The 22,118-nt window shown below is 50.0% G+C and carries 20 protein-coding genes; 11 read left to right on the forward strand and 9 right to left on the reverse strand.

Annotated features, from left to right (window positions below):
* The first annotated feature begins 274 nt into the window (after positions 1 to 274).
* From FYJ64_RS06945 to FYJ64_RS06970, 6 genes are all read left to right on the forward strand, one after another.
* A complete protein-coding gene (locus FYJ64_RS06945; RefSeq protein WP_002596229.1) occupies positions 275 to 673 on the forward strand; it encodes a plasmid mobilization protein in 399 nt (132 codons plus the stop codon).
* Positions 636 to 2,270 (forward strand): relaxase/mobilization nuclease domain-containing protein, encoded by a 1,635-nt coding sequence (locus FYJ64_RS06950; protein ID WP_439895554.1) that lies wholly within the window; start codon positions 636 to 638, stop codon positions 2,268 to 2,270. The genes FYJ64_RS06945 and FYJ64_RS06950 overlap by 38 nt, the downstream gene beginning before the upstream one ends.
* Positions 2,260 to 2,646, forward strand: a complete 387-nt coding sequence (locus FYJ64_RS06955) for a cysteine-rich VLP domain-containing protein (RefSeq protein WP_002596231.1) — start codon at positions 2,260 to 2,262, stop codon at positions 2,644 to 2,646. The genes FYJ64_RS06950 and FYJ64_RS06955 overlap by 11 nt, the downstream gene beginning before the upstream one ends.
* Positions 2,647 to 2,718: 72 nt before the next feature.
* Positions 2,719 to 3,513, forward strand: coding sequence for a replication initiator protein A (locus FYJ64_RS06960; protein WP_006356266.1), 795 nt, complete (start codon positions 2,719 to 2,721; stop codon positions 3,511 to 3,513).
* A complete protein-coding gene (locus tag FYJ64_RS06965) occupies positions 3,510 to 4,352 on the forward strand; it encodes an ATP-binding protein (protein ID WP_002596233.1) in 843 nt (280 codons plus the stop codon). The genes FYJ64_RS06960 and FYJ64_RS06965 overlap by 4 nt, the downstream gene beginning before the upstream one ends.
* Positions 4,353 to 4,366: 14 nt before the next feature.
* Positions 4,367 to 4,561, forward strand: coding sequence for a transposon-encoded TnpW family protein (locus FYJ64_RS06970; protein ID WP_002596234.1), 195 nt, complete (start codon positions 4,367 to 4,369; stop codon positions 4,559 to 4,561).
* A gap of 64 nt (positions 4,562 to 4,625) precedes the next feature.
* Here the strand turns inward: FYJ64_RS06970 and FYJ64_RS06975 are convergent, their stop codons facing one another.
* Positions 4,626 to 4,826 carry a hypothetical protein gene (locus FYJ64_RS06975; protein WP_002596235.1) on the reverse strand — a complete coding sequence of 67 codons (201 nt, stop codon included), beginning with the start codon at positions 4,824 to 4,826 and terminating at the stop codon, positions 4,626 to 4,628.
* A 225-nt stretch (positions 4,827 to 5,051) separates the two neighbouring features.
* Here FYJ64_RS06975 and FYJ64_RS06980 point away from each other — a divergent pair, with 225 nt between their 5' ends.
* The 4 genes from FYJ64_RS06980 (at position 5,052) to lysS (ending at position 13,322) form a co-directional block, all read left to right on the forward strand.
* Positions 5,052 to 6,668 (forward strand): recombinase family protein, encoded by a 1,617-nt coding sequence (locus FYJ64_RS06980; RefSeq protein WP_002596236.1) that lies wholly within the window; start codon positions 5,052 to 5,054, stop codon positions 6,666 to 6,668.
* 353 nt (positions 6,669 to 7,021) lie between these two features.
* Positions 7,022 to 10,576: an AMP-dependent synthetase/ligase gene (locus FYJ64_RS06985; protein ID WP_206045578.1), complete on the forward strand. Its 3,555-nt coding sequence runs from the start codon at positions 7,022 to 7,024 to the stop codon at positions 10,574 to 10,576.
* 146 nt (positions 10,577 to 10,722) lie between these two features.
* Positions 10,723 to 11,205: a transcription elongation factor GreA gene (greA, locus tag FYJ64_RS06990; protein WP_075713595.1), complete on the forward strand. Its 483-nt coding sequence runs from the start codon at positions 10,723 to 10,725 to the stop codon at positions 11,203 to 11,205.
* A 191-nt stretch (positions 11,206 to 11,396) separates the two neighbouring features.
* Positions 11,397 to 13,322, forward strand: a complete 1,926-nt coding sequence (lysS, locus tag FYJ64_RS06995; RefSeq protein ID WP_441185381.1) for a lysine--tRNA ligase — start codon at positions 11,397 to 11,399, stop codon at positions 13,320 to 13,322.
* Positions 13,323 to 13,545: 223 nt separating this feature from the next.
* On the opposite strand, the gene FYJ64_RS07000 is transcribed toward lysS, so the two are convergent.
* The 7 genes from FYJ64_RS07000 to FYJ64_RS07030 all read right to left on the reverse strand — a co-directional run bounded on the left by FYJ64_RS07000 (position 13,546) and on the right by FYJ64_RS07030 (position 19,709).
* Complete coding sequence (locus FYJ64_RS07000) at positions 13,546 to 14,970, reverse strand: ABC transporter permease (RefSeq protein WP_328596996.1); 1,425 nt, start codon at positions 14,968 to 14,970, stop codon at positions 13,546 to 13,548.
* Positions 14,930 to 15,307 (reverse strand): IS3 family transposase, encoded by a 378-nt coding sequence (locus FYJ64_RS07005; protein WP_154574469.1) that lies wholly within the window; start codon positions 15,305 to 15,307, stop codon positions 14,930 to 14,932. Before FYJ64_RS07005 ends, FYJ64_RS07000 begins: the two co-directional genes overlap by 41 nt.
* Before the next feature lie 24 nt (positions 15,308 to 15,331).
* Entirely contained in the window at positions 15,332 to 15,553 is a 222-nt protein-coding gene (locus FYJ64_RS07010; protein WP_154574470.1) for a hypothetical protein, read from the reverse strand.
* 33 nt (positions 15,554 to 15,586) lie between these two features.
* On the reverse strand, positions 15,587 to 15,889 hold the full coding sequence (locus tag FYJ64_RS07015) for a helix-turn-helix domain-containing protein (protein WP_154574471.1): 303 nt from the start codon (positions 15,887 to 15,889) through the stop codon (positions 15,587 to 15,589).
* 64 nt (positions 15,890 to 15,953) lie between these two features.
* Positions 15,954 to 17,231 (reverse strand): Sapep family Mn(2+)-dependent dipeptidase, encoded by a 1,278-nt coding sequence (locus tag FYJ64_RS07020; protein WP_154574472.1) that lies wholly within the window; start codon positions 17,229 to 17,231, stop codon positions 15,954 to 15,956.
* Positions 17,232 to 17,301: 70 nt separating this feature from the next.
* Positions 17,302 to 18,390, reverse strand: a complete 1,089-nt coding sequence (locus tag FYJ64_RS07025; protein ID WP_154574473.1) for a DUF917 domain-containing protein — start codon at positions 18,388 to 18,390, stop codon at positions 17,302 to 17,304.
* Between the two features lie 29 nt (positions 18,391 to 18,419).
* Positions 18,420 to 19,709, reverse strand: coding sequence for a cytosine permease (locus FYJ64_RS07030; protein WP_154574474.1), 1,290 nt, complete (start codon positions 19,707 to 19,709; stop codon positions 18,420 to 18,422).
* A 169-nt stretch (positions 19,710 to 19,878) separates the two neighbouring features.
* On the opposite strand from FYJ64_RS07030, the gene FYJ64_RS07035 reads away from it, so the two are divergent.
* The gene (locus FYJ64_RS07035; RefSeq protein WP_154574475.1) at positions 19,879 to 21,459 is read left to right on the forward strand and encodes a PucR family transcriptional regulator; all 1,581 of its coding nucleotides are present in this window, start codon (positions 19,879 to 19,881) and stop codon (positions 21,457 to 21,459) included.
* A gap of 147 nt (positions 21,460 to 21,606) precedes the next feature.
* Here the strand turns inward: FYJ64_RS07035 and FYJ64_RS07040 are convergent.
* Positions 21,607 to 22,118 (reverse strand): IS256 family transposase (locus FYJ64_RS07040; protein ID WP_206045579.1); only part of this gene is annotated, 512 nt, incomplete at its 5' end.

Raw genomic sequence — 22,118 nt, forward strand, 5'->3', positions numbered from 1 at the left:
CACTGCGTCCGGTGTCATTTTAGCGAAAGCGGGCAGGAATGCCCTTTACAGGATTAGTAGTAGCAGAAAAAGAGAAACAAACTTTTGTGGTTGCAGTTTTCCAAAAAAGTGGCGGACGGAAGTGAGAGAAAGTTTGCAGTCACGGAGAGCAAGTTTCTACCACGGTGCCAAAATCCGCAATTCTGCAGTTTTGCCCCTCGCGGGAAACTTGTTGGGGAGTGCCTTCCCCAAACCCTGCTCATGCGCCCTTACGGGCGAGAAAGGAGGTCACACCATGCGAAAGAAATACAACACGCCCCACCGCAGCCGCGTTGTGAAAACCCGGCTGTCCGAAGATGAGTATGCCGACTTCACAGCGCGGCTTGCGCCCTATGGTATCAGCCAGTCCGAATTTCTCCGGCAGGCGATACGGCGGGCGACCATACGCCCGGTTGTCCATGTGTCGTCGGTCAATGACGAGTTGCTTTCCGCTGTCGGGAAGCTGACAGCCGAGTACGGCAGGATCGGCGGCAACCTCAATCAGATTGCCCGGTATCTGAACGAATACGGCGTACCCTACAACACCCTTTCCGGCGAGGTACGCGCCGCCATATCCGACCTTGCCGTCCTCAAGTATGAAGTCCTCAAGAAAGTAGGTGACGCGGTTGGCAACACTCAAGCATATCAACTCTAAAAACGCCGACTACGGAGCCGCCGAGCAATATCTTCTCTTTGAGCATGACGAGTTTACCATGAAGCCCGTCCTTGATGAAACCGGCAGGCTTATCCCCCGCGAGGACTACCGGCTGTCCACGCTGAACTGCGACGGGGAGGATTTTGCCGTTGCGTGTATGCGGGCCAATCTCCGCTATCAGAAAAACCAGCGGCGGGAAGATGTGAAAAGCCACCACTACATCATCAGCTTTGACCCGCGGGACGGGCCGGACAACGGCCTGACCGTAGACCGGGCGCAGGCGTTGGGGGAACAATTCTGTAAAGAGCATTTTCCCGGCCACCAGGCCCTTGTCTGCACCCACCCGGACGGGCATAACCACAGCGGCAACATTCATGTGCATATCGTCATAAACAGCCTGCGGATTGAGGAAGTGCCGTTCCTGCCCTACATGGACAGGCCGGCCGATACGAAAGTCGGCTGCAAGCACCGATGTACCGACGCTGCCCTGCGCTACTTCAAATCCGAAGTCATGGAGATGTGCCACCGGGAGGGGCTTTATCAAATCGACCTCTTGAACGGCAGCAAGAACCGCGTCACCGACCGGGAGTATTGGGCGCAGAAAAAGGGACAGGCCGCGCTGGACAAGCAGAACGCCCCCATGATTGCCGATAGTATCACGCCCCGGCAGACCAAGTTTGAAACGAACAAGGAGAAGCTGCGGCAGACCCTACGGAAAGCCCTTGCCACCGCCGCCAGCTTTGACGAGTTTTCCTCTCTGTTGCTGCAGGAGGGTGTGACCGTCAAGGAGAGCCGGGGGCGGCTTTCCTACCTCACGCCGGACAGGACAAAGCCAATTACCGCCCGGAAGCTGGGCGACGATTTTGACCGCGCCGCTGTCTTTGCCGTTTTAGAGCAAAACGCCGCCAGAGCAGCCGAAGCGCCAGCCAGATCCCCCGATCCCCCACGCACCATAAAAGACCGCTTGCAGGTTGCCAGAGCCGAGATAGCCGCCCCGAAACAGGACGGAGTGCAGCGGCTTGTGGACATTGAGCAGAAAATGGCCGAGGGCAAAGGCCGGGGCTATGAACGCTGGGCGAAGATACACAATCTGAAGCAGGCCGCCAAAACGCTGTCCGTCTACCAGCAATACGGCTTTACTTCCCCGGAGCAGTTAGAAGCCGCCGTTGACACCGCCTATCAGAAAATGCGCCAGACCAGCGGCGAACTGAAAGCACTGGAAACGAAGCTGCAAGGGAAAAAGAAGTTGCAGCGGCAGGTGTTGGCCTACGCCCAGACCAAGGCCGCCCGCGACGGGCTGCGGGCACAGAAATCCGAGAAAGCCCGCGCCGCATACCGGCAGGCCCATGAGAGCGATTTTATCATAGCCGACGCAGCAGCCCGGTATTTCAAGGCGCATGGCATTACCAAGCTGCCCGCCCGGAAAGCGTTGCAGGCCGAGATCGAGCAGCTTATCTCCGAGAAAGACGGCCTGTATAACACCTATCACGAACAGAAACAGCGGTTCAAGGAGTTGCAGACCGTCAAGCGGAACATCGACCAGATTTTGCGCCGGGACGAGCCGCACCGCAGAAAGGAGCAGAGCCATGAGCGATAACCTGCCCCACATGGACTACCGCCAGCACCGGCGGGCGCGGCGGCTGGTACATGAGTGCTGTAACTACGATGAGGGGAACTGCCTGCTATTGGACGACGGGGAGCCTTGCGTGTGCGTCCAGAGCATTTCCTTTTCCCTCATGTGCCACTGGTTCCGTGTGGCTGTCCTGCCCCTTGACGGGGAGCTGGCCGCAGCCCTCTTGTGCCGGGGAAGCCGGAAACGGTGTGCCGTCTGCGGGGCGGCCTTTGTCCCCAAATCCAACCGGGGAAAATACTGCCCCGACTGCGCCGGGCGCATGAAGAAAATCAAAGCCGCCGAGAGAAAGCGGAAACAAAGGCAGAGATGTCACGCTTTAGAGCCTTTCAAACCCGCATAAATCAAGGCTTTTTTCGTGGGTGTCAAAGGGTACGCGATACATTTATCCTTTTCCCCCGGAAACGGCGTTTTAATGCGTGACAATACGCCAAAATCAACCCGAACACAGGGAGGTGATCCTATCGCTGATTATATCAGGGCAGACACGCGGCTGCCCGCCTATCTGCCGTATCCCCGTTTCCTGCTGAAAATGGAGATTTCACAGACCGCCAAGCTGCTGTATTCGCTGCTGTTAGACCGTTCCACCCTCTCCCAGAAAAACAAGTGGCTGGACGACGAGGGCAGGATTTATATTATCTATCCCATCGCGGAGATAGCAGAAATACTGGATAAAGGCAGCACCACCATCAAGGGGGCGCTTAATGAACTGGACACGGCGGGGCTGTTGGAACGGGAACGGGGCGGCTTCTCCGCACCGAACCGGCTTTATGTCAAAGTACCGCCAGTGCCACAGGTACAGTTTTCAGACCAACTGATGGCCGGAAGTCCGCCCCTCATAGAGCCGGAAAACCGTCCTACTGATGGTCAGAAAACCGACCTTATGATGGTCGGAAAACCGTCCCCTAACCAAACTACTATAAACAACCTTACAGAGAGCCAAACAAAGGGAGTGAGTGGGGGGCCGTCCGCGCCCTATGGCCGATATGGAAATATTTTTCTGTCACAGACCGAATACGACGAGTTGCAGGCAGAGTACCCTGACAGGCTGGAACGGTTCATCGAGGAAATGAGCCGCTACCTTGCCGCCAACGGGAAAAGCTACCAGAACTATGCCGCCGCCCTGCGGATATGGGCGGGGAACGACAAAAAGGAAGCCCCTAAAAAGGGCATACCAGACTACTCATGCAAGGAGGGCGAGAGTTTATGAAGAATGAAATCAACGCGGTTTTGGAGAATATGACGACCACCATCCCGGAGCCGGAGGACTACACCGGCGAGGACGGTTTACTGTACTGCGGCAAGTGCCGCAAGCCGAAAGAAGCCTATTTTGCGCCGGATAAGGCCGCTATCTTCGGGCGCGACCGCCACCCGGCAGAGTGCGACTGCCAGAGAACCGCCCGCGAGGAACGGGAAGCCGCCGAAAAGCGGCGCAGACACCTTGACACCGTGGAAGAACTGAAACGCCGGGGCTTTACCGACCCCACCATGCGGGACTGGACTTTCGAGAACGACAACGGCAGGAACCCGCAGACCGGGCTTGCCCGCCGGTATGTGGAGCATTGGGAAGATATGCGGACAGACAATATCGGCTGCCTGTTCTGGGGCGGCGTAGGCACCGGCAAAAGCTACCTTGCAGGCTGTATCGCAAACGCCCTCATGGAGAAAGAAATCCCCGTCCGCATGACGAACTTTGCTCTTATCCTCAATGACCTTGCCGCCAGCTTTGAGGGGCGCAACGAGTACATTTCCCGCCTTTGTCGTTATCCGCTGCTGATCCTTGACGACTTCGGCATGGAACGCGGGACGGAATACGGGCTGGAACAGGTGTTCAATGTGATTGACAGCCGTTACCGCAGCGGCAAGCCGCTGATCGTCACGACCAACCTTACGCTGGACGACCTGCACAACCCGGAGGACACCGCCCATTCCCGGATTTATGACCGCCTGCTTTCCATGTGCGTCCCGGTACGCTTTACCGGCGACAACTTCCGGCAGGAAACCGCCAAGCGGAAAATGGAGAGCATGAAGAAACTGATTACCGACTGAAAGGAGTATTGCCTATGGCAGATAACAAGCAGCACGACACCCGCACCACCCGCCGCCCTGACTGTGTGACGGAAATCCGCATGGGCAATTCCGTCCTTGTCGTGTCCGGCTATTTCAAGAAAGACACCACAACCACAGCCGCCGACAAAATGGCGCGGGTACTGGAAGCGGAAGCCGCTGCTACACAGGAGCCGACTTATCCGGCGTGAACCGGGGCATGGAAAAGCGGCCATGCCAGGGAGCATGACCGCTGGAACGAAAATCGGAAGTGCTTTAGCAATTCTTAATCTCATTCTCTATAAAATAATTTGCAATTTCAAAGGCTTTTATTCTTCTCTTTGCCAATGTGATTTGTGATTTATAACGCTCGGAATTATCCTTTGATTCAAATGTTTTTACTGTTTCTCTTAGCTTGTGCAGAGTTGAATCAATTTGCCTTTTGGCCGCGGTTAATTCATCTATTGTATACTTCATGTTTTCTCCTTTAACTTCTGATTTTTTTGTTAAATCAGAGTATACCACGGAGTTATGAACTTTTCTACTGCAAATATGGGACGACAACCCATACCATAAAAATCGGAAAATTGAAAAGCTGTAAAGAAGCAAATTTAACGCTTTTGCCGCTGTACAGCCCCCGCCGTTCCGTGGTACAATGAAACCACGGAATAGTGGGGCTGGCTGTCGGAAACGGAGGATTTTATGTTAAGACAAGCCACCCAAAACCTCATTACCGCCCTTTATCCGAGATTGTCCCACGAGGATGAATTGCAAGGCGAGAGTAATTCCATATCGAACCAAAAAAGGATACTCGAAACCTACGCAAAACAGAACGGCTTTACCAATCTGCGCTGGTACACCGACGACGGTTTTTCCGGCGCGAACTTCCAGCGGCCCGGATTTCAAGCCATGCTTGCGGACATTGAAGCCGGGAAAGTGGGTACGGTCATCGTCAAGGACATGAGCCGGTTAGGGCGAAACTACTTGCAGGTAGGGTTTTACACGGAAATGCTGTTCCCTCAAAAGGGTGTGCGTTTTATCGCTGTCAACGATAATGTGGACAGTGCCAGCGAGGGCATGGACAACGATTTTACCCCGCTGCGAAATCTGTTCAATGAATGGCTGGTGAGAGATACGAGCAAGAAAATCAAGGCAGTGAAAAAGTCAAAAGGCATGAGCGGCAAGCCTGTTACCAGCAAGCCGGTTTACGGCTATGTGATGGACGAGGACGAGAATTTTATTATAGACGAGGAAGCCGCCCCGGTGGTGCAGCAGATTTACCAGCTTTGCCTTGCCGGGAACGGCCCGACCAAGATTGCCCGTATGCTGACGGAGCAGCAAATCCCCACGCCGGGGACGCTGGAATATCAGCGGACAGGCAGCACCCGCCGTTATCACCCAGGCTATGAGTGCAAATGGGCGACCAACACCGTCGTTCATATCCTCGAAAACCGAGAGTACACCGGATGTCTGGTGAACTTCAAAACGGAAAAGCCTTCTTATAAGGTCAAGCACAGCATAGAGAACCCCGTCGAGAAGCAGGCCATTTTCGAGAACCACCATGAGCCGATCATCGACAAGGAAACATGGGAACGGGTGCAGGAGTTACGCAAACAGCGCAAACGCCCGAACCGCTACGATGAAGTGGGGCTGTTCTCCGGGATTTTGTTCTGCGCCGACTGCGGCCATGTGCTGTATCAGCAGCGGTATCAGAACAAAGACCGCAAACAGGACTGCTACATCTGCGGCAGCTACAAGAAGCGCACCCGCAACTGTACGGCGCACTTTATCCGCACCGATCTGTTGACCGCTGGTGTCCTGGCAAATCTCCGGCAAGTGACCGAATACGCAGCCAAGCATGAGAGCCGGTTTGTGAAACTACTTGTCCAGCAGAACGAGATCGGCGGCAAGCGAAAGACCGCCGCAGCCATCAAGCAGCTTGAACAGGCGCAGGAACGCATTTCTGAAATCAGCCGCATTATCAAGCGGCTGTATGAGGACAATGTAAACGGCAAAATCAGCGATGAGCGTTTCATGGAACTGTCGGCTGACTACGAAGCCGAGCAAGCGGAGCTGAAAAAGAGAGCCGCCGCCCTGCAAGCCGAACTGGACAAGTCACAGGCAGCTACCGTCAACGCCGAGAAATTTATGGGCATTGTCCGCAAGCACCTTGCCTTTGAAGAACTGACCCCCACTCTCTTGCGGGAAATGATCGAGAAAATTGTGGTGCATGAGTGCAGCTATGATGAGAACGGCACCCGCAGGCAGGACATTGAGATTTATTACAGCTTTGTCGGCAAGATTGACTTGCCCGAATAACCGCCCGACCTATCCGACACAATGGCCAAGTGTCGGATAGGAACGGCAAAATTTTTTGCACTTCTATTGCTTCTTTATCACACATAAGCAAAGGCGCTGGGATTGTAAGCAGTCTGCGCATTAAGTCTGAGGGAGACATGGTTTTTGTGCACGTCGCCCTGTACCTGCTGCATTCCGCACAGCGCACCGCATGGAAATTCTATAACAGAAGTTTTCTGGATTTCTGAAAGAAAGCTTCTGTATTTTATTGTATTCAGAGGACAAAAATGATAAAATATTGACCAAATATGTACCGCAGCATATGCTGTACAGAACAGCCGATACAGAAAGGCAGAAAGTCAGAAGGAAACCATATGAATAATAAAAAATACAAGGGCGTTTACTATCCGGTCAGGGATGTGACCGATCTGAAGGACATCATCGTACAGAGCACCCGTATGTTTCCGGAGCACCCGGCGTATCTGGTGAAGGACCGGAAGCTCGGCAAGTTCGTTCCCATCACCTACGGGAAAGTGAAGGAGGATCTGGACGGCTTCGGGACAAAACTGATCGACATGGGACTGAAGGGCCGGAAGATCGCGGTCATCGGCGAGACCAGCTACTACTGGATCCTCACCTACTTCACCGTGGTTGCAGGCGTCGGCGCCATCGTGCCGCTGGACAAGAACCTTCCTCAGGATGAACTGATGGGCCTGGTGGAACGATCCGGCGCCAGCGCGATTGTCTATTCCGACAAATCCGAGAAGAGTATTCGGCCGCTTTTTGACGATCCCTTTGATATTGAATTTTTCATTTCTATCGACGGAAACGAAGATACGGACAGGACTTTGTCCATGAACAAGCTCATCCGGCAGGGACGGGAGCTCCTTGAATCAGGGGACCGTCGTTACGTCAGTGCGGACATTGATCCTGATCAGATGGCGACACTGATGTTCACCTCCGGAACCACCGGTCTGGCCAAGGGCGTCATGTTGTCTCAGCGGAACATCGCGGCCAACGTGCAGAACATGTCCATGATGTTTGAGATTCCGGAACCGGGCATCGTGCTGTCCATCCTGCCGGTGCACCATGCCTACGAGATGACCTGCGACATCTGGACAACATTCTATCAGGGAAAGACCATCGCTATCTGCGAGGGACTGCGCTATATACAGAAGAATATGGCGGAGGTTCATGCCAACGTCATGCTGGGCGTGCCCCTCGTCTTTGAGAAGATGTATAAAGGTATGTTCAAGCAGGCGGAGGCCCGGGGCGAGGGCGACAAGCTCAGAAACGCCATCGCGCTGTCGAAGCGCCTGAAACTGTATAACAACAAACCCGTCGTCAAGCGGATGTTCAAGGCGATTCATCAGTCCTTCGGCGGCGACATGCAGAAGTTCGTTGCGGGCGGTGCGGCCATCGATCCAAAGGTCATCGAAGATTTTGAGGCCATGGGCTTCACGATGATTCAGGGATACGGCATGAGTGAGAATGCGCCGATCATCGCGGTGAATCAGGACCGGTACAGCAAGGCGGAATCCGTCGGTCTGCCTATGCCGCACACTGAGGTCCGTATTATCAATTCCGATGAGGACGGAGTAGGGGAGATCATCTGCAAGGGGCCCTCTGTGATGCTGGGATACTATGAGAACCCGGAGGCGACAGAGGAGGTTCTGCACAACGGGTGGCTTCACACCGGCGATCTCGGCTACATCGACAAAGACGGGTTCGTTTATGTGACCGGACGGAAAAAGACTGTCATCGTCACCAAGGGCGGCAAGAACATCTTCCCTGAGGAGGTGGAAGCGGTTCTGCTGGAGGACGAACTGATCCAGGAGGTGCTGGTGCACGGCGTGACGGACGAGCGGGTCGGAAACGTCATGATCACAGCGGATATCTACCCGAACTACAAGCTTCTGAAGGAGCAGAAGGGAGAGATGAATTCCTCGGAAATCTACCACTTCTATAAAGACCTTGTGGACGAGATTAATAAAAAGATGCCGGCGTACAAACAGGTGAAGCGCATCAATATCCGGACAGAGGAGTTCGCCAAGACCACCACCGGAAAGATCAAGCGCTTCGGTAACACATTGATCACCAATGCTGCGGACAGTCGGGGCAGAGCCTCCTTCAGCGAGATACGGCGCGCCCAGATGAAACGTGCCAAGAAGAAGGCTCAGGCACTGGCGGACAGCACGGATCCTTATGTTGTATATAAAACCAGCCGCCCCATTACGGACATCAAGCAGATGATTGAAACCAGTACCGACATCTACGGAGACCGGGTGGCGTTTTATCAGAAATACCAGAAGGACATGCCATATACAGTCATCACCTACCGTCAGATGCTGGCGGACGTTAACGGTCTGGGCACGGCGCTTATGAACCGCGGACTGAGCGGCGCCCGAATCGCGGTGATGGGCAAGAACTGCTATCAGTGGGGAAGCAGTTATCTTGCGGTCATCTGCGGTACCGGCGTTGTGGTGCCGCTGGACAAGGAACTCAGCGAGAAGGAAATCGGCCAGCTGATTGAAGCCTCGGAGGTCTCCTGCGTGATCTTTGAGGACGGGTACAAAGACATGTTCGCCCGCCTGCGCCGGGATCCGGGAAATAAACTGCAGACCCTGATCTCATTCGGCGATGCGGATCCGGAACGGGAGGTTCTCTCCTGGAAGGAACTGATCCGGGAAGGGCAGAAGGAGGTCAGCCAGGGCGACCGGCAGTTCCTGGATGCAGAGATTACGGCTGACGATATGGCGGTCATCCTCTATACTTCCGGAACCACCGGTGTTGCCAAGGGCGTCATGCTCTCCCACGCAAACATTTGTGACAACCTGATGAGCGCACCGACGCTTCTGAACGTGGAACCGACCGACATCTTCTTCTCTGTCCTGCCGATTCATCACACCTACGAGTGTACCTGCGGTTTCCTGATGCCCCTTTATAAAGGAGCGTCCGTCGCCTATTGTCAGGGTCTGCGGTATATCGAGAAGAACCTGAAGGAGGTGCGGCCCACCATGTTCCTGGGCGTGCCGGTTCTGATAGAGGGTCTGTACAAAAAAATCTGGAAGGAGATCCGCAGGCAGGGTAAAGATAAAATGTTCAGCAATCTGCTGGCAGTGAACCGGCTGACATCTAAAGCCCGGCTCAATCTGGTGAAGCCCTTCGCGGGAGATATCCTGAAGGTCTTCGGCGGTAATCTGCGGATGATCATCTCTGGCGGTGCGGCTATCGACCCGGCGGTGCTGGAGTTTTTCAACACCATCGGAATTCAGGCGGTGCAGGGCTACGGACTGACGGAATGTTCGCCGATGGCGGCGCTGAATCCGGACGACCCCGCCCGGATGAAGAACGATTCCGTCGGACATCTGCTGCCGGGAATGGACGTGAAGGTCATCGGACGGGACGAGGACGGAATCGGCGAAATCGTGCTGAAAGGCGCGAATGTCATGCTGGGATATTACAACGATCCGGAAGCGACGGATGAAGTCCTGAAAGACGGCTGGTTCAGCACCGGCGATCTCGGTTATGTGGACAAAGACCGGTTCCTCTATCTGACGGGACGGAAGAAGAACGTGATCATCACCAAGAACGGCAAGAATGTCTATCCGGAGGAACTGGAGAATTATCTGAACCACAGCCCCTACATTGCGGAAACCATGGTCTGGGGCTGCGAAAGTGAGATTGATCCCGATGAAATGACTGTCGCGGCGACGGTGACGCTGGAGAAGGACGAGGTGGAGGCCGCACTGGGGGCGGATTATACGCCGCAGCAGGCGCAGGACCTGATCTGGGAAGAGGTGGATCGCATCAACGAGGACCTGCCTTTGTTCAAGAAGATCAAAAAAGTGGTCGTGCGCGAGGACGATTTCCAGAAGAACACGGCGCAGAAAATCAAGCGTTTCGTGGATGAGAACAAGGAAGGCTGACGGGTCGTGTGTGCAGAGAGGCGGATGAGCCGCCGGCGTCTGCATGCAGGCCGTGCATAGAGAGCTGACAGGCCGCATTCATTGACAATAAGCGGCTTGTAGGGTATAATTTGGCGCAAGCGGATAGCGCAAAGGAGGAAATATTAATGTCAGATGAAGTACTGTTGACCCAGGAGGGTTATGACAAACTGGAGGCTGAGCGGGACGAACTTGTGTCAGTAAAGCGCAAGGAAGTTTCGGAAAGGCTGAAAGAGGCCATTTCTTATGGAGACCTGTCGGAGAACGCCGAGTATGACGCGGCGAAGAACGAGCAGGCCGAGCTTGAGGAGCGGATCCATAAGCTGGAGACGATGATGCGGAACGCCAAGATCATTAATGAGAATGATGTGAAGGGCGATAAGGTCAACGTCGGCCTGAAGGTCAGCGTGAAGGATGAGGATACCGGAGAGACGATGGAATTCGTGATCGTCGGTTCAACGGAGGCCGATCCGTTTGCAGAGCCGGCAAAGATCTCCAATGACTCCGCGGTGGGGGCCGGACTTTTGGGCAAGAAGAAGGGTGAAACCGCAGAGATTCCGGTTCCGGACGGAATTCTTCACTATACAGTAGAGGAAATATCTAAGCTGTAAGCGGAAAGCGCGGCTGCAGCCGGTTTTACAGACATCGTCCTCCATAATACAGCGGAAGACTCTTCAGTCCTGTAACGGCGAAGCGCGGCCGAGGCTGATTTTACAGGCGGCATATTGATATAACGGGATTGATATAACGGGAGAAGAAAATGAGCGACACAAAGAACAATAACGCGGATTCGGTGCAGGAAATGAGTGCCGAGGGAACCGCGGAGCAGGAAATGTATGCGGAGGACCTTACGGAGCAGCGCCGGATACGCCGGCAGAAGCTGAAGGAACTGCAGGAGGCGGGGCGGAATCCGTTTCTGCAGGAAACCTGGAATGTCACCGCTCACAGCATGGACATCAAAGATAATTTCGACGCTATGGAGGACGAGGAGGTGTCCGTCGCGGGCCGGATCATGAGCAAGCGCGTGATGGGCAAGGCCGCATTCTTTGACATGCAGGATAAGCAGGGCAGGATTCAGTGCTATGTTAAGAGAGATGACATCGGTGCAGAGGAATATAAATGGTTCAAGACTTATGACATCGGTGACATCGTAGGAGTGGAGGGCCGGGTGTTCAAGACCAAGACGGATGAAATCTCCGTTCACGTGACCCGCCTTGTACTGCTGAGCAAATCCCTGCAGGTACTGCCGGACAAGTGGAACGGACTGAAGGACACGGATCTTCGCTATCGTCAGAGATATGTGGATCTGATTATGAACCCGCAGGTTCGCGACACTTTTATCAAGAGAACAAAGATCGTACACGAGATCAAACGGGTGCTGGAAGAGGACTACGGCTACATGGAGGTGGACACGCCTATCTTGTCGCCAATCGCCGGCGGAGCCAACGCGCGGCCCTTTGTCACTCACCACAACACCCTTGACATCGATCTGTATATGCGAATCGCCAACGAGCTTTATCTGAAGAGGCTGATCGTCGGCGGCCTGGATCGTGTTTACGAGATGGGACATATGTTCCGCAACGAGGGCATGGACCGGAATCACAATCCGGAATTCACATCGATGGAATGTTATATGGCCTACGGTAATATGGAATCCACGATGGATGTGACGGAGCAGATCGTGTACAAGGCTCAGATGGCAGTGAACGGTACTCCGATTCTGACATATCAGGGCAAGGAATTCGATGTGACGCCGCCCTGGAAGCGGCTGAACATGACAGACGCTGTGAAGGAGATCACGGGCGTTGACTTTAACAAAATTGAGTCCGACGAGGATGCGGTTCAGGCGGCTATTGACTACGGCATGGATGAAGAGGAAGCCAGAGCACTTGGAAATCGTGGCAAAATCATTGCGGAGATGTTCGAGAGTTACTGTGAGGATGTGCCGGGATATCTGGATGGTCCTGTATTCGTGGTCGGTCATCCGGTGGAGATTTCGCCGCTGGCCAAGAGAGATCCGGAGGATCCCCGCGTCACCCGCCGTTTTGAGGCGTATATCAACGGCTGGGAAGTCGCGAACGCTTTCTCCGAGCTGAACGATCCTATCGACCAGTATGAGCGCTTTGCAGAACAGCAGAGAGAACGGGATGCGGGCGTAGACGACGAGGCGCACCCGATGGATATGGATTTTGTCAACGCGCTGGAGGTCGGACTTCCGCCGACCGGAGGCCTGGGAGTCGGCATAGACCGTGTAATTATGTTGATTACAAACAGCCCCAGCATCAGAGATGTGATTTTGTTCCCGACGATGAAACCGGAGGGTCTGAAGCCGGTACGGGAGAAAGAGGAAATCGATTTCTCCAAGGTCCGGGTGGAGCCTTTGTTCGAGGATATGGTGGACTTCGACACCTTCAGCAAGTCTGATTTCCGGGCGGTGAAAATAAAAGAATGCTTTGCTGTGCCCAAGAGCAACAAGCTTCTGCAGTTTACTCTGAATGACGGAAGCGGCAAGGACAGGACGATCCTGAGCGGGATCCATCCGTGGTACGAGCCGGAAGAACTGGTGGGCAAAACTGCGCTGGCCATCACCAATCTCCCGCCGCGCAAAATGATGGGCGTGGAATCCTGCGGAATGCTTTGTTCCATGATCTGCGACTACGAGGGCGAAGAGCATCTGGATTTCATCCTGCTGGACGACCATATTCCGGCAGGCGCGAAGCTGTACTAGCAAGAGCAAGGAGCGTATGCGACGCAGCGATTGCGTCCGGCAGAAAGCGCAAACGGGTTTGCGCCTGCCGGAGACAGCAAAGGCATGCGCAGGAAGCGAATGGGCAGTTCCTCGATGGAACTGCCCATTATTACAGTATACAGCCCGCAGAATATGACCAATCAAGACGGCTATGTTTAAGCGGTAAGCACAGGATGTGAAGACGGCATACAACTGTTCATTGTCAGACGTGTGTGCGTACGTCCATCCTTTTTAATGCCAGGACGCTGACTGCCAGGGCTGACAAAATAAAGAAGCAGCAGGAAGTAAGAAGTACGGGAACGTTCAATTCTCCGGTAATCGAGGTGCTTCCCATCCCATAAATAAGCATGGAGTACGGACTGGCATAATATGCGCCTTTAACGGTCAGCTCCAGACCGGCAAAACTTCCGGCAAAAGCAAGTGCGATGGGAAAGGCAAAGGAATGGAAGAGCATCGACAGCATGCTCTGCACAGCTGTGATGGCGGCAAGGCACAGAACAGCGCTGACCATTCGGATCCAGAACAGTTCTGGAACATCTCCCGGGAGCCCCAGGATCTTTCCGGTAAAAAGATAAATCATGGCGATCCAGCCAATGCTGAGAAATGAGAGAAGAGAAGCTGTCAGCCATTTATCCTTGACCAGCTTGGCAGGTGTGGTTACTGTCAGGAGCAGATTCCAGTTGCTTCCCTGATGCTCCATCCGCCACAGAAGACTGCAAAGAATGCCGACCAGAGGCGCGAGGAAAAACATGCCCAGAAACAGGGACTGCTGCGTCCAGAGGTCTCCCCAGGTGTTCTTCAGGACGTCCTGATTCTGCGTGAAATTGACTGTGCCGATTACAGCTGAAATCAGCGGGATCAGAACAAAAGGGATCCATAGGGGATTGCGTTTCAGTTTGATCAGTTCGACCGGCAGCCCGCTGTGAACAGAATGGGACACCCTGTGCTCGTGTGCGCCGGCCAGAAGTTCTCCCTGTTCCGTTTTTGTAAAAAGATACAATCCCAACAGAAAAAAGCCAACCAAGTAAAGCAGGGCAGTCAGAATCTCGGGAACTGTAATCGGCCGTAGAAAAAGCGTGGCGGTCCTGGATGCCCGGTCATAGTCCATCCCGACGGGACTCAGGGAAAACAGTACAGACCATGGCGTCCATGCTTTTGTACTGATATAGGCAAGAAACAAACCGGTCAGAGTACCGCCGAAGCCAACGGAAAGCGCAGCGAATTGACTGGAAAACAGCAGAGACAGCAGGCACTGTACCTGATAGACGATCATTCCGCTGACAAGTTCAGCCAGAAACGTGACTCCGATTGCATGAAAGGGAATGCTTCCTGCAAATCCAAGATGGACTCCCATCAGAATAACCATGGCCATCTGCAGCGAACAGAATATAGTCAGATAGATGAACCCGTACAGAATCTTGCCAAGATAGATGGACGCCCTGCTTTCCAGCGTCGGAAGGAGATTCCACATGGCTCCTTTATGCTCCATGTCCACAGACTGGCTGGCAATCACAGCCATTAAAACAGACAGGATCAGCGTATTGATTACAGGTAAGCCGTAGAGTACGTTATACCATTCCTGCTGATCAGGAGAGATTCCGTGAAACAGATAGAAATAATTCAGCACAACGGCTGCTGCGAGAAGCAGAAAGAAATGCTTGTGACGGGATTTTTTGAACTCTATGAGTGGGGAGACTGGTTTTCGGACAGTCTCCCCTATACGAACTGTATTTCCTGGCTTTTCGGATTTTTACTTCAAGACCCTCTTCCTTCATCACTCTGCGAACGACCTTCTCCGAGACCTTTATCCCTGTCCTTTTTAGTTCTGCATGGATCCTGCGATATCCATACCGAGCTTTGTTTTCAAGGAATATACGAACAACTTCATGGCACAGATACTCATATTTATCTTCTGCTGCAAAATCCTTTATCTGATAGTAGTAACTACTCCTTGACAGTTTCATTCTTCGAAGCAGGATCGGTAGCGGCTACTTCTCCTTCATGGCGTCGATTACCGCTACTTTCTCCCTGTTCTTCAGGTCCTTCCAGTCGACGCCGGGGTCTTTTTTTAATACGTTAATTGTCTCCTTTAAGATATCTACTTCCAATTGGAGCTCGTACATCTGCTTTCTGAGCGATTCGACTTCTTCTGAAGATATCTTTTCATCCATATCCGGTAATTTTCCCGGCCTGATATTTTTCGTGTTCATCAGAGAAGCTGCACCTCCTTGAAGATATCGCTTTCACCACATATATATGCTGACTCGGCTGTATCCAATCTCCTCTGATACTGATTTTACACTCTCTCCATTCTCAAAGCAACGACGAAGCACTTGCAACTTAAACTCCGCTGAAGGATTTCTGGGATGTTCAGTGGTGTTTTTTAGTTTAAGTTTTTTTCGTTTTTCTTTTGTTTTTCCTTCGTTACGAATCCAGGTATACAGGTGCTTTCTGCTGGGATAACCAAGTCGACGTACCGTATCCGTAACAGATTCTATCTCATGAAAAACATGCAGTGCCTTTGTTCTCTGTTCTTCTGAATACATCATTGACTCCTTTCTGAGCCCTATATGTGTCCAGGTTTTTGTCCGCACCCCCCTCTCTAAATCGCTATTCGGCTGCAAGCCTTTTAATTGCAGTCTTATATATTTCTTTAGCAAGAATCAGATCGGACAAATAGATATATTCATTTGCCTGGTGCTCGGTCAATTCTCTGCCCGGCAACATTGGACCGAAGGCAACAATTCCATTCATTGCCCTTGCGTAAGTTCCGCCACCGATGACTGTTGGTTCACTCACATCTCCTGTTTGATCGCGATAAGCAGAGAGAAGCGTTTGAATAACGGTATCGTTTTTATCCATATAAACATGTGGTTTGTCAGTAATAACCTCTACCTTGATATCACTGAAACCATTTGCTGCGAGATGGTTGTTAATAGCATTTACGATATCCTTTAGAGTAAATGTTACAGGATAACGCAAGTCTATAGAAAGAACAATATCATCACCAACCGTTTCGATTTTGCCAATATTGTAGCTTGCTGATCCGCTGGCTTCATCAGAGACATGTCCGCCAAGGCTTTCCCCATTGTATTCAAGCTTAATGAATTCACGGAAGAACTTAACAAGCCTGCAGTCTGCAGCATCATTGCTCAATTCACTCATCAGTTTTGAAATAGCATTTTCTCCATCTTCAGGAGTGCTTCCATGGGCAGCTTTTCCTCTTTCAGAAAGAGTCTTGGTTTCTCCGTTAACAGAGTATGTGGCAGTGCAGCTGTCAGGAACCATGTTTATCGCTGTTCCTCCGGAGATAGTATCAAAGCAGGTATCAGACTTCTTAAAAGCAATTTTCAAGTGAGCAATTCCTTTTTCGCCGTAGATTGCAGGGAAATCAGCATCAGGTGTAAAGCCAAAGTCAACCGCCTCTTCATTCTTTTTATAGTAATCCATGTCTTCCCACTCACCGGTCTCTTCTGTCTGTCCGAAAATGATACGGACTCGCTTATTAAACGTAACGCCTTCTTCAAGAAGCTCTTTCATAGCATGGATTACAGCTATTGCAGGACCCTTATCGTCTGTCACGCCACGACCGTAAATCTTACCATCCCTGACTTCAAGAGAAAAGGGATCGGAATCCCATCCGTCACCGGCAGGAACCACGTCCAGGTGAACCAGAATACCCATTAGTGTTTCGCCGCTTCCCACTTCTGCGTATCCAATCATGTTTTCACAGTTTTCAGTTTCAAAACCGTAATTCTTACATATTTCCAGAGCTTTCTTTAAGGCCATGTGCACACCCTCTCCAAAAGGATAAGCACCGGAGAAATCCTTTTCACATACACTGTTTATATTAATCAGTGAACGTAAATCTTCGATCATTTTTTCCATTTTATCACTTCCTTGTAAGAAATTTTAAAACAAAAGGTCGATTATACAACCGACCCTTGTATATCTTTCATTATTTTTCAAATGGCTTATATTCCACATCAAGTCCAAAGTGCTTAGGACCGAAGCATTCCAAACCTTCCGGGGTAGTCCAGATTTCAGGAGAAGGAAGTGCAATTACGGTCATCTTATCCCCGACTTTATAATTAGGTGTAGTCATTGGATTTCCTTCTTCATTAATCATGCAGATCAGATCCGGTACAATTACATCAACTTCTCCGTTGCGATATGAAATGATGTTTTCATTCTTTAACCGGATATGATAGGCTTCGTCTGCGTAATCTTCTTCACCCTTCAGGTAAATTTCGCCAAAGTTAAAGCCATCTCTTGTTTCACAAGTGCAGTCTGAAATGTGGCCTCTGAATAATACTTTACCTTCCTTATTATCACAGATGGCAGAAGCGACATCTCCACCGGCTTCTTTGGTTTCTCTCAAAACGTTACCAATTTCCTGAGCGTAAGTAATCATTCCGGGAATCAGAGAGTTCTTGATAACCTTGCCAACATTCGCGTGATCGGCTACGCCTACAAGATTGTCACTTACAACGGCAATCGCTCTGACAATATCTTCAGCCCTGAGGTCATCCGCTACATTTTGAATTACAATCTTTTCACCAAACTTTGTAGCAACGCCCATAGGGAAAATAGGAACGTTCTTTACGTAATATGTAGAATGCTGCAGTTCAGGAACCGAACGTCCGGCCGGGTCAGCATCGATAAGAGGAAGATCCATTAACAGTGCAACGTGAAGAGCTTCGGCAGTATTTTCTCCACCTAATTCCGTCGAACCAATTGCATACATTTTCTTACCTAAAGATTCCTCCAGAGCCTGTACAGCTAAAACTGCAGGAGCAGTTTCGCTATGCTTCAGATGACCAAGTCTAGGATCAGGCTTCGCTGACGGTGCACCGCAGCCATAAGGAGTAACAACGTACTCATCGTCCGGAAGCTCATCTAAAGTGATTAATTTTAGAGTTTTTCCCTTTTCGAAATGTTCCTCTAAAAGCTCCAGACCATCAGCTAATGGACCGCCGCCACCGGTGCCGAGCACAGCACATCCATACAATACATCAATCATGTCCTGTTTGTTCAATTCTCTCATTTTTTCTCTCCTTTTCTTCTCATGATAATTTATGCGACATTTTCGGCACTGTCTCTTGAAGCAGATGGGATAAAGCGCTCTGCAATAAGATAGATAACAAAACCTACAATGATGCCAACAAATTCAATTTTAACCAGTGCGTAGGAAATAATTGCACCTAAAGCCCAGGCAATTACGCCGGCCCAGTTTACACCGTCCTGCGGTCTGAAGTTTTTAGCCTTGCCTCTTCCTACAACCCAGTAATCTGCAAGGATTACTCCCCCAACAGGGCAGACAACATAGGATAATAAGCTTAGAACACCTTCAACGTGACCTAAAATACCCAGATCGCATAATACGATTCCGATAATTCCCGAAATCAAGGTAGCTTCTCTTCTTCTGTTATCGTTAAGCTTAAGGGCCATAACAATATTCAGACCTGCACTGTATGCATTTGTTGAGTTAGTTGTCCATGTAGAAATAACAAGTGCAATGATGCCCAGGAACGGAAGACCTACTTCAATTAAAACCATGCTGATATCGTATTGCCCGGACAATTTTGTAAGAACGATTCCCATAATCAGGGTAATTACTCCCATTGGAAATACACCGTAGAAAACGGATTTCACAGTATCCTTTCTGCTTTTCTGAAATCTTGTGTAGTCAGGACCGGTAATTGTACCTACAGCAGTAAAGTTAAATGATAATGCTACTCCTGACATGAAGCTCATCGACTGTACGGTGCCTTCATCATTAAGATTTCCTGTTCCGTAGATTTTAAATGCTAGGAATGTTCCGTAACACATAATAACCATTAGTAATGGAATAGAAATCTTATCAAGTTTTTCAAGAGCATGAACTCCGTATACTGCAGTCAGGAGCATGATAATTCCCCAAATTGTGTTTGAAACTACCACCGGAATATCCCATCCGGTCATAGCCAGCATAGCGTTACTGAAGGCTTCTCCACATACTCCATTTTGGATTCCAAACCAGCCAATCATGTTAACAGCAAAGATAGTACTTACGATAAATCTGGCTCCGCTTTTTCCAAAACCTGCCTGACAGCATGTGCAGGCTGCCAGGCCAAGGTCACAGCCTATCATTCCTGTTGCGACCATACCTACTACTACAATTAAGTAGCCTAAAGAACCTGAAATAATTGCAGGCCATATAGGCATTGCTTCTGCTAACAATGCTCCCAATAGGAATGCAGGAACGCATACACATATGCCGGCCTGAACGAAGGCTAACGAAATCCAGTCTTTTCTGTCTTCAGCAGAAATCGCCTGCAGAGCCGTGACTTCTGCTTTCTTACCTTTATTTTCGTTTGTACTCATAATGGGTACCTCCTCTTAAATTTTCTATATGATAACACATAATTCTTAAGATGATAACTATGCAGATGACAGAATTATTTATCAATTATATTGTGCTTTTGCACAATAATCTTGATTAAGGCCGGAAGCTTTGCTATTATAAAAGAAAACAATTAAAATAGGAGGAGTCATGAGTGTTACTGTCCAAGATTGTTTAAGACTGCCGGCATTTCATTCCGCAAGGGTGATTGCAGGAAAGAATGGGCTGGGGAGAATCGTGTCATCTGTATCTGTAGTAGAAATACCGGAAAAAGCAGTTGAGTCAATCAGCGTGTTCAATCCTAATGAATTATTAATTACATCATTTTTTTCAATTAAAGACGATCCGGATAGACAATGTGAGGAAATACGAAGCCTATATGATGGTGGAGGCGTTGCCCTAGTGCTGTTTTATGTCGGAGACGTCATCTCTCACGTGTCTGACAAGTTATTACAGGCAGCAGACGTCATGAATATCCCTTTAATTCTCATTGAAGATGATACGAAATACAGTGTCAGATACAGTGATGTTATTAAAGATGTAATGGGAGCTGTTTTCTACGATCAAGTATCCACAGATTCTTTTGCAGATGCTGTGGAAAACAGGTTAAAACAGATTCCTTACAATAAAAGAAGCATGGAAACTCTTCTCAATGTAATCGCTGAAACGTACAATTGCAATCTTGTGCTTTATAACAAAAATGGCTTATATTTTACATCAATATATAGGCCATCCTTTGGACAATTCGAACCGGAATTTTTTTTGAATGCCTTTGCTGACGGTTCAACGGATCTTTTCTGCAAAAGCATATCACTGCAGGATAAGTCATTTTATTTATACAGAAAAGAGTTTTCACACGCGGGAAATACCTGGTTCACACTCTATGCCTCCAGTAATGAAAACAGCCTTAGCAGGCATAAGTTAGATGAAATATGTGCATGTACAAATTTTTTCTCTACTTTATGGGGATATACTCTCGACATGCAGAATTACAATACTGTTATCACTTTGATTCTAAAATCATCTCGCATAATAGGAGAAAAATTTCTTGCAGAAGGCGATATACCTTTTTCGGAACTCTCAACAATTCTTGTAGTTGATTCGGAAGAAGACGATTTGAAAGAAATTCTTCGCCAGATTGAAAGCATATTAAAGGAAAATGAAAGATTCTTTGTTAAAGATATCATTGACGGCAGGCTTGTAATTCTAAGTTCTATAATGGCTTCCCAAAAGGATGATGGTATTATAGCTTCGGAAATAGAGAAATGTATAAATGAGTACGAGGGAGCGTCATTCTTTTTAGATACAAGTAAGAACCTAACTTCAATGAGAAAAATATACTCTGCTTTCTGTGCAAATTCGGCAGCCATGAGTAAAATTTTCATTCACCGAAAATATCGCGACATGTATGATGTTATATTTTCACAGGAGATTATAAATTTAGTCATAAACAGAGGCAATCGAAACGAACATATCAAATCAATAATCGAAGCCGTAAAGGACGATAGTGACAACCTGATGGAAACCCTTGCGGTATACCTAATCGACTGCGATTCGCAGCTCAACAACACCGCGTCCACCTTGTTTTTACATAGAAATACTGTAATGTACAGGCTTAATAAGATAAAGCAGATAACAAACACTGATTTCACCTTGATGCCAGCAGCCTACGATTTTTATCTGGCGGCGGCACTGTGGAGATTAAACGGGAGCATGAAATTCTTTCTGTAATTTGGGGCCTTTCATGAGATGAGATATATCTGAATGGGAAAAACTTCCCTTCAGCACCTGTCTACTGTTTATCAGAAATCTGCTGTCATGTCAAGGACACCCGGCAATTCCGGGCGTTTCTGGTTTCGGCATATCAGCTGATTTTTTCTATTCTGGGATCCTGTCCGGGTACATGATCGCCAGTTCTCCCAGGATCTGACCCCAGTTCCGGATCGGCATCGTCCATTTTCTGGTGGCTTCGAGCGTGGCCAGGTACAGCGCCTTCAGAAGTGCCTGAGCGCTTGGAAATACGGACCTCTGACGGTTCAGCCTGCGCAGCGTGGTATTCAGCGACTCGATCGCATTGGTCGTGTAAAATGCCTTCCGAACGTCCGCGGAAAACTTGAAGATCGGAGAAACGGCATCCCATTTCTCATACCAGCGTTTCATGGCATACGGGTACTGCGGCGACCATTTTCCTTTCACTCTTTCGAGCTGCTCCAGAGCGGCTTCTTCATCTACCGCCGCATAGACTGTTTTCAGATCTTTGGCGAATTCTTTCATGTCTTTGTTTGCCACATATTTCAGCGTGTTTCGCACCATATGGACGATGCAGCGCTGCTGCTCCGTCTCCGGGTAAGCAGTTGTGATCGCCTCTTTGATCCCGGAGAGTCCGTCCG

It is taken from the genome of Hornefia butyriciproducens, from assembly GCF_009695915.1.
Classification (GTDB): Bacteria; Bacillota; Clostridia; order Peptostreptococcales; family Anaerovoracaceae; genus Aminicella; species Aminicella butyriciproducens.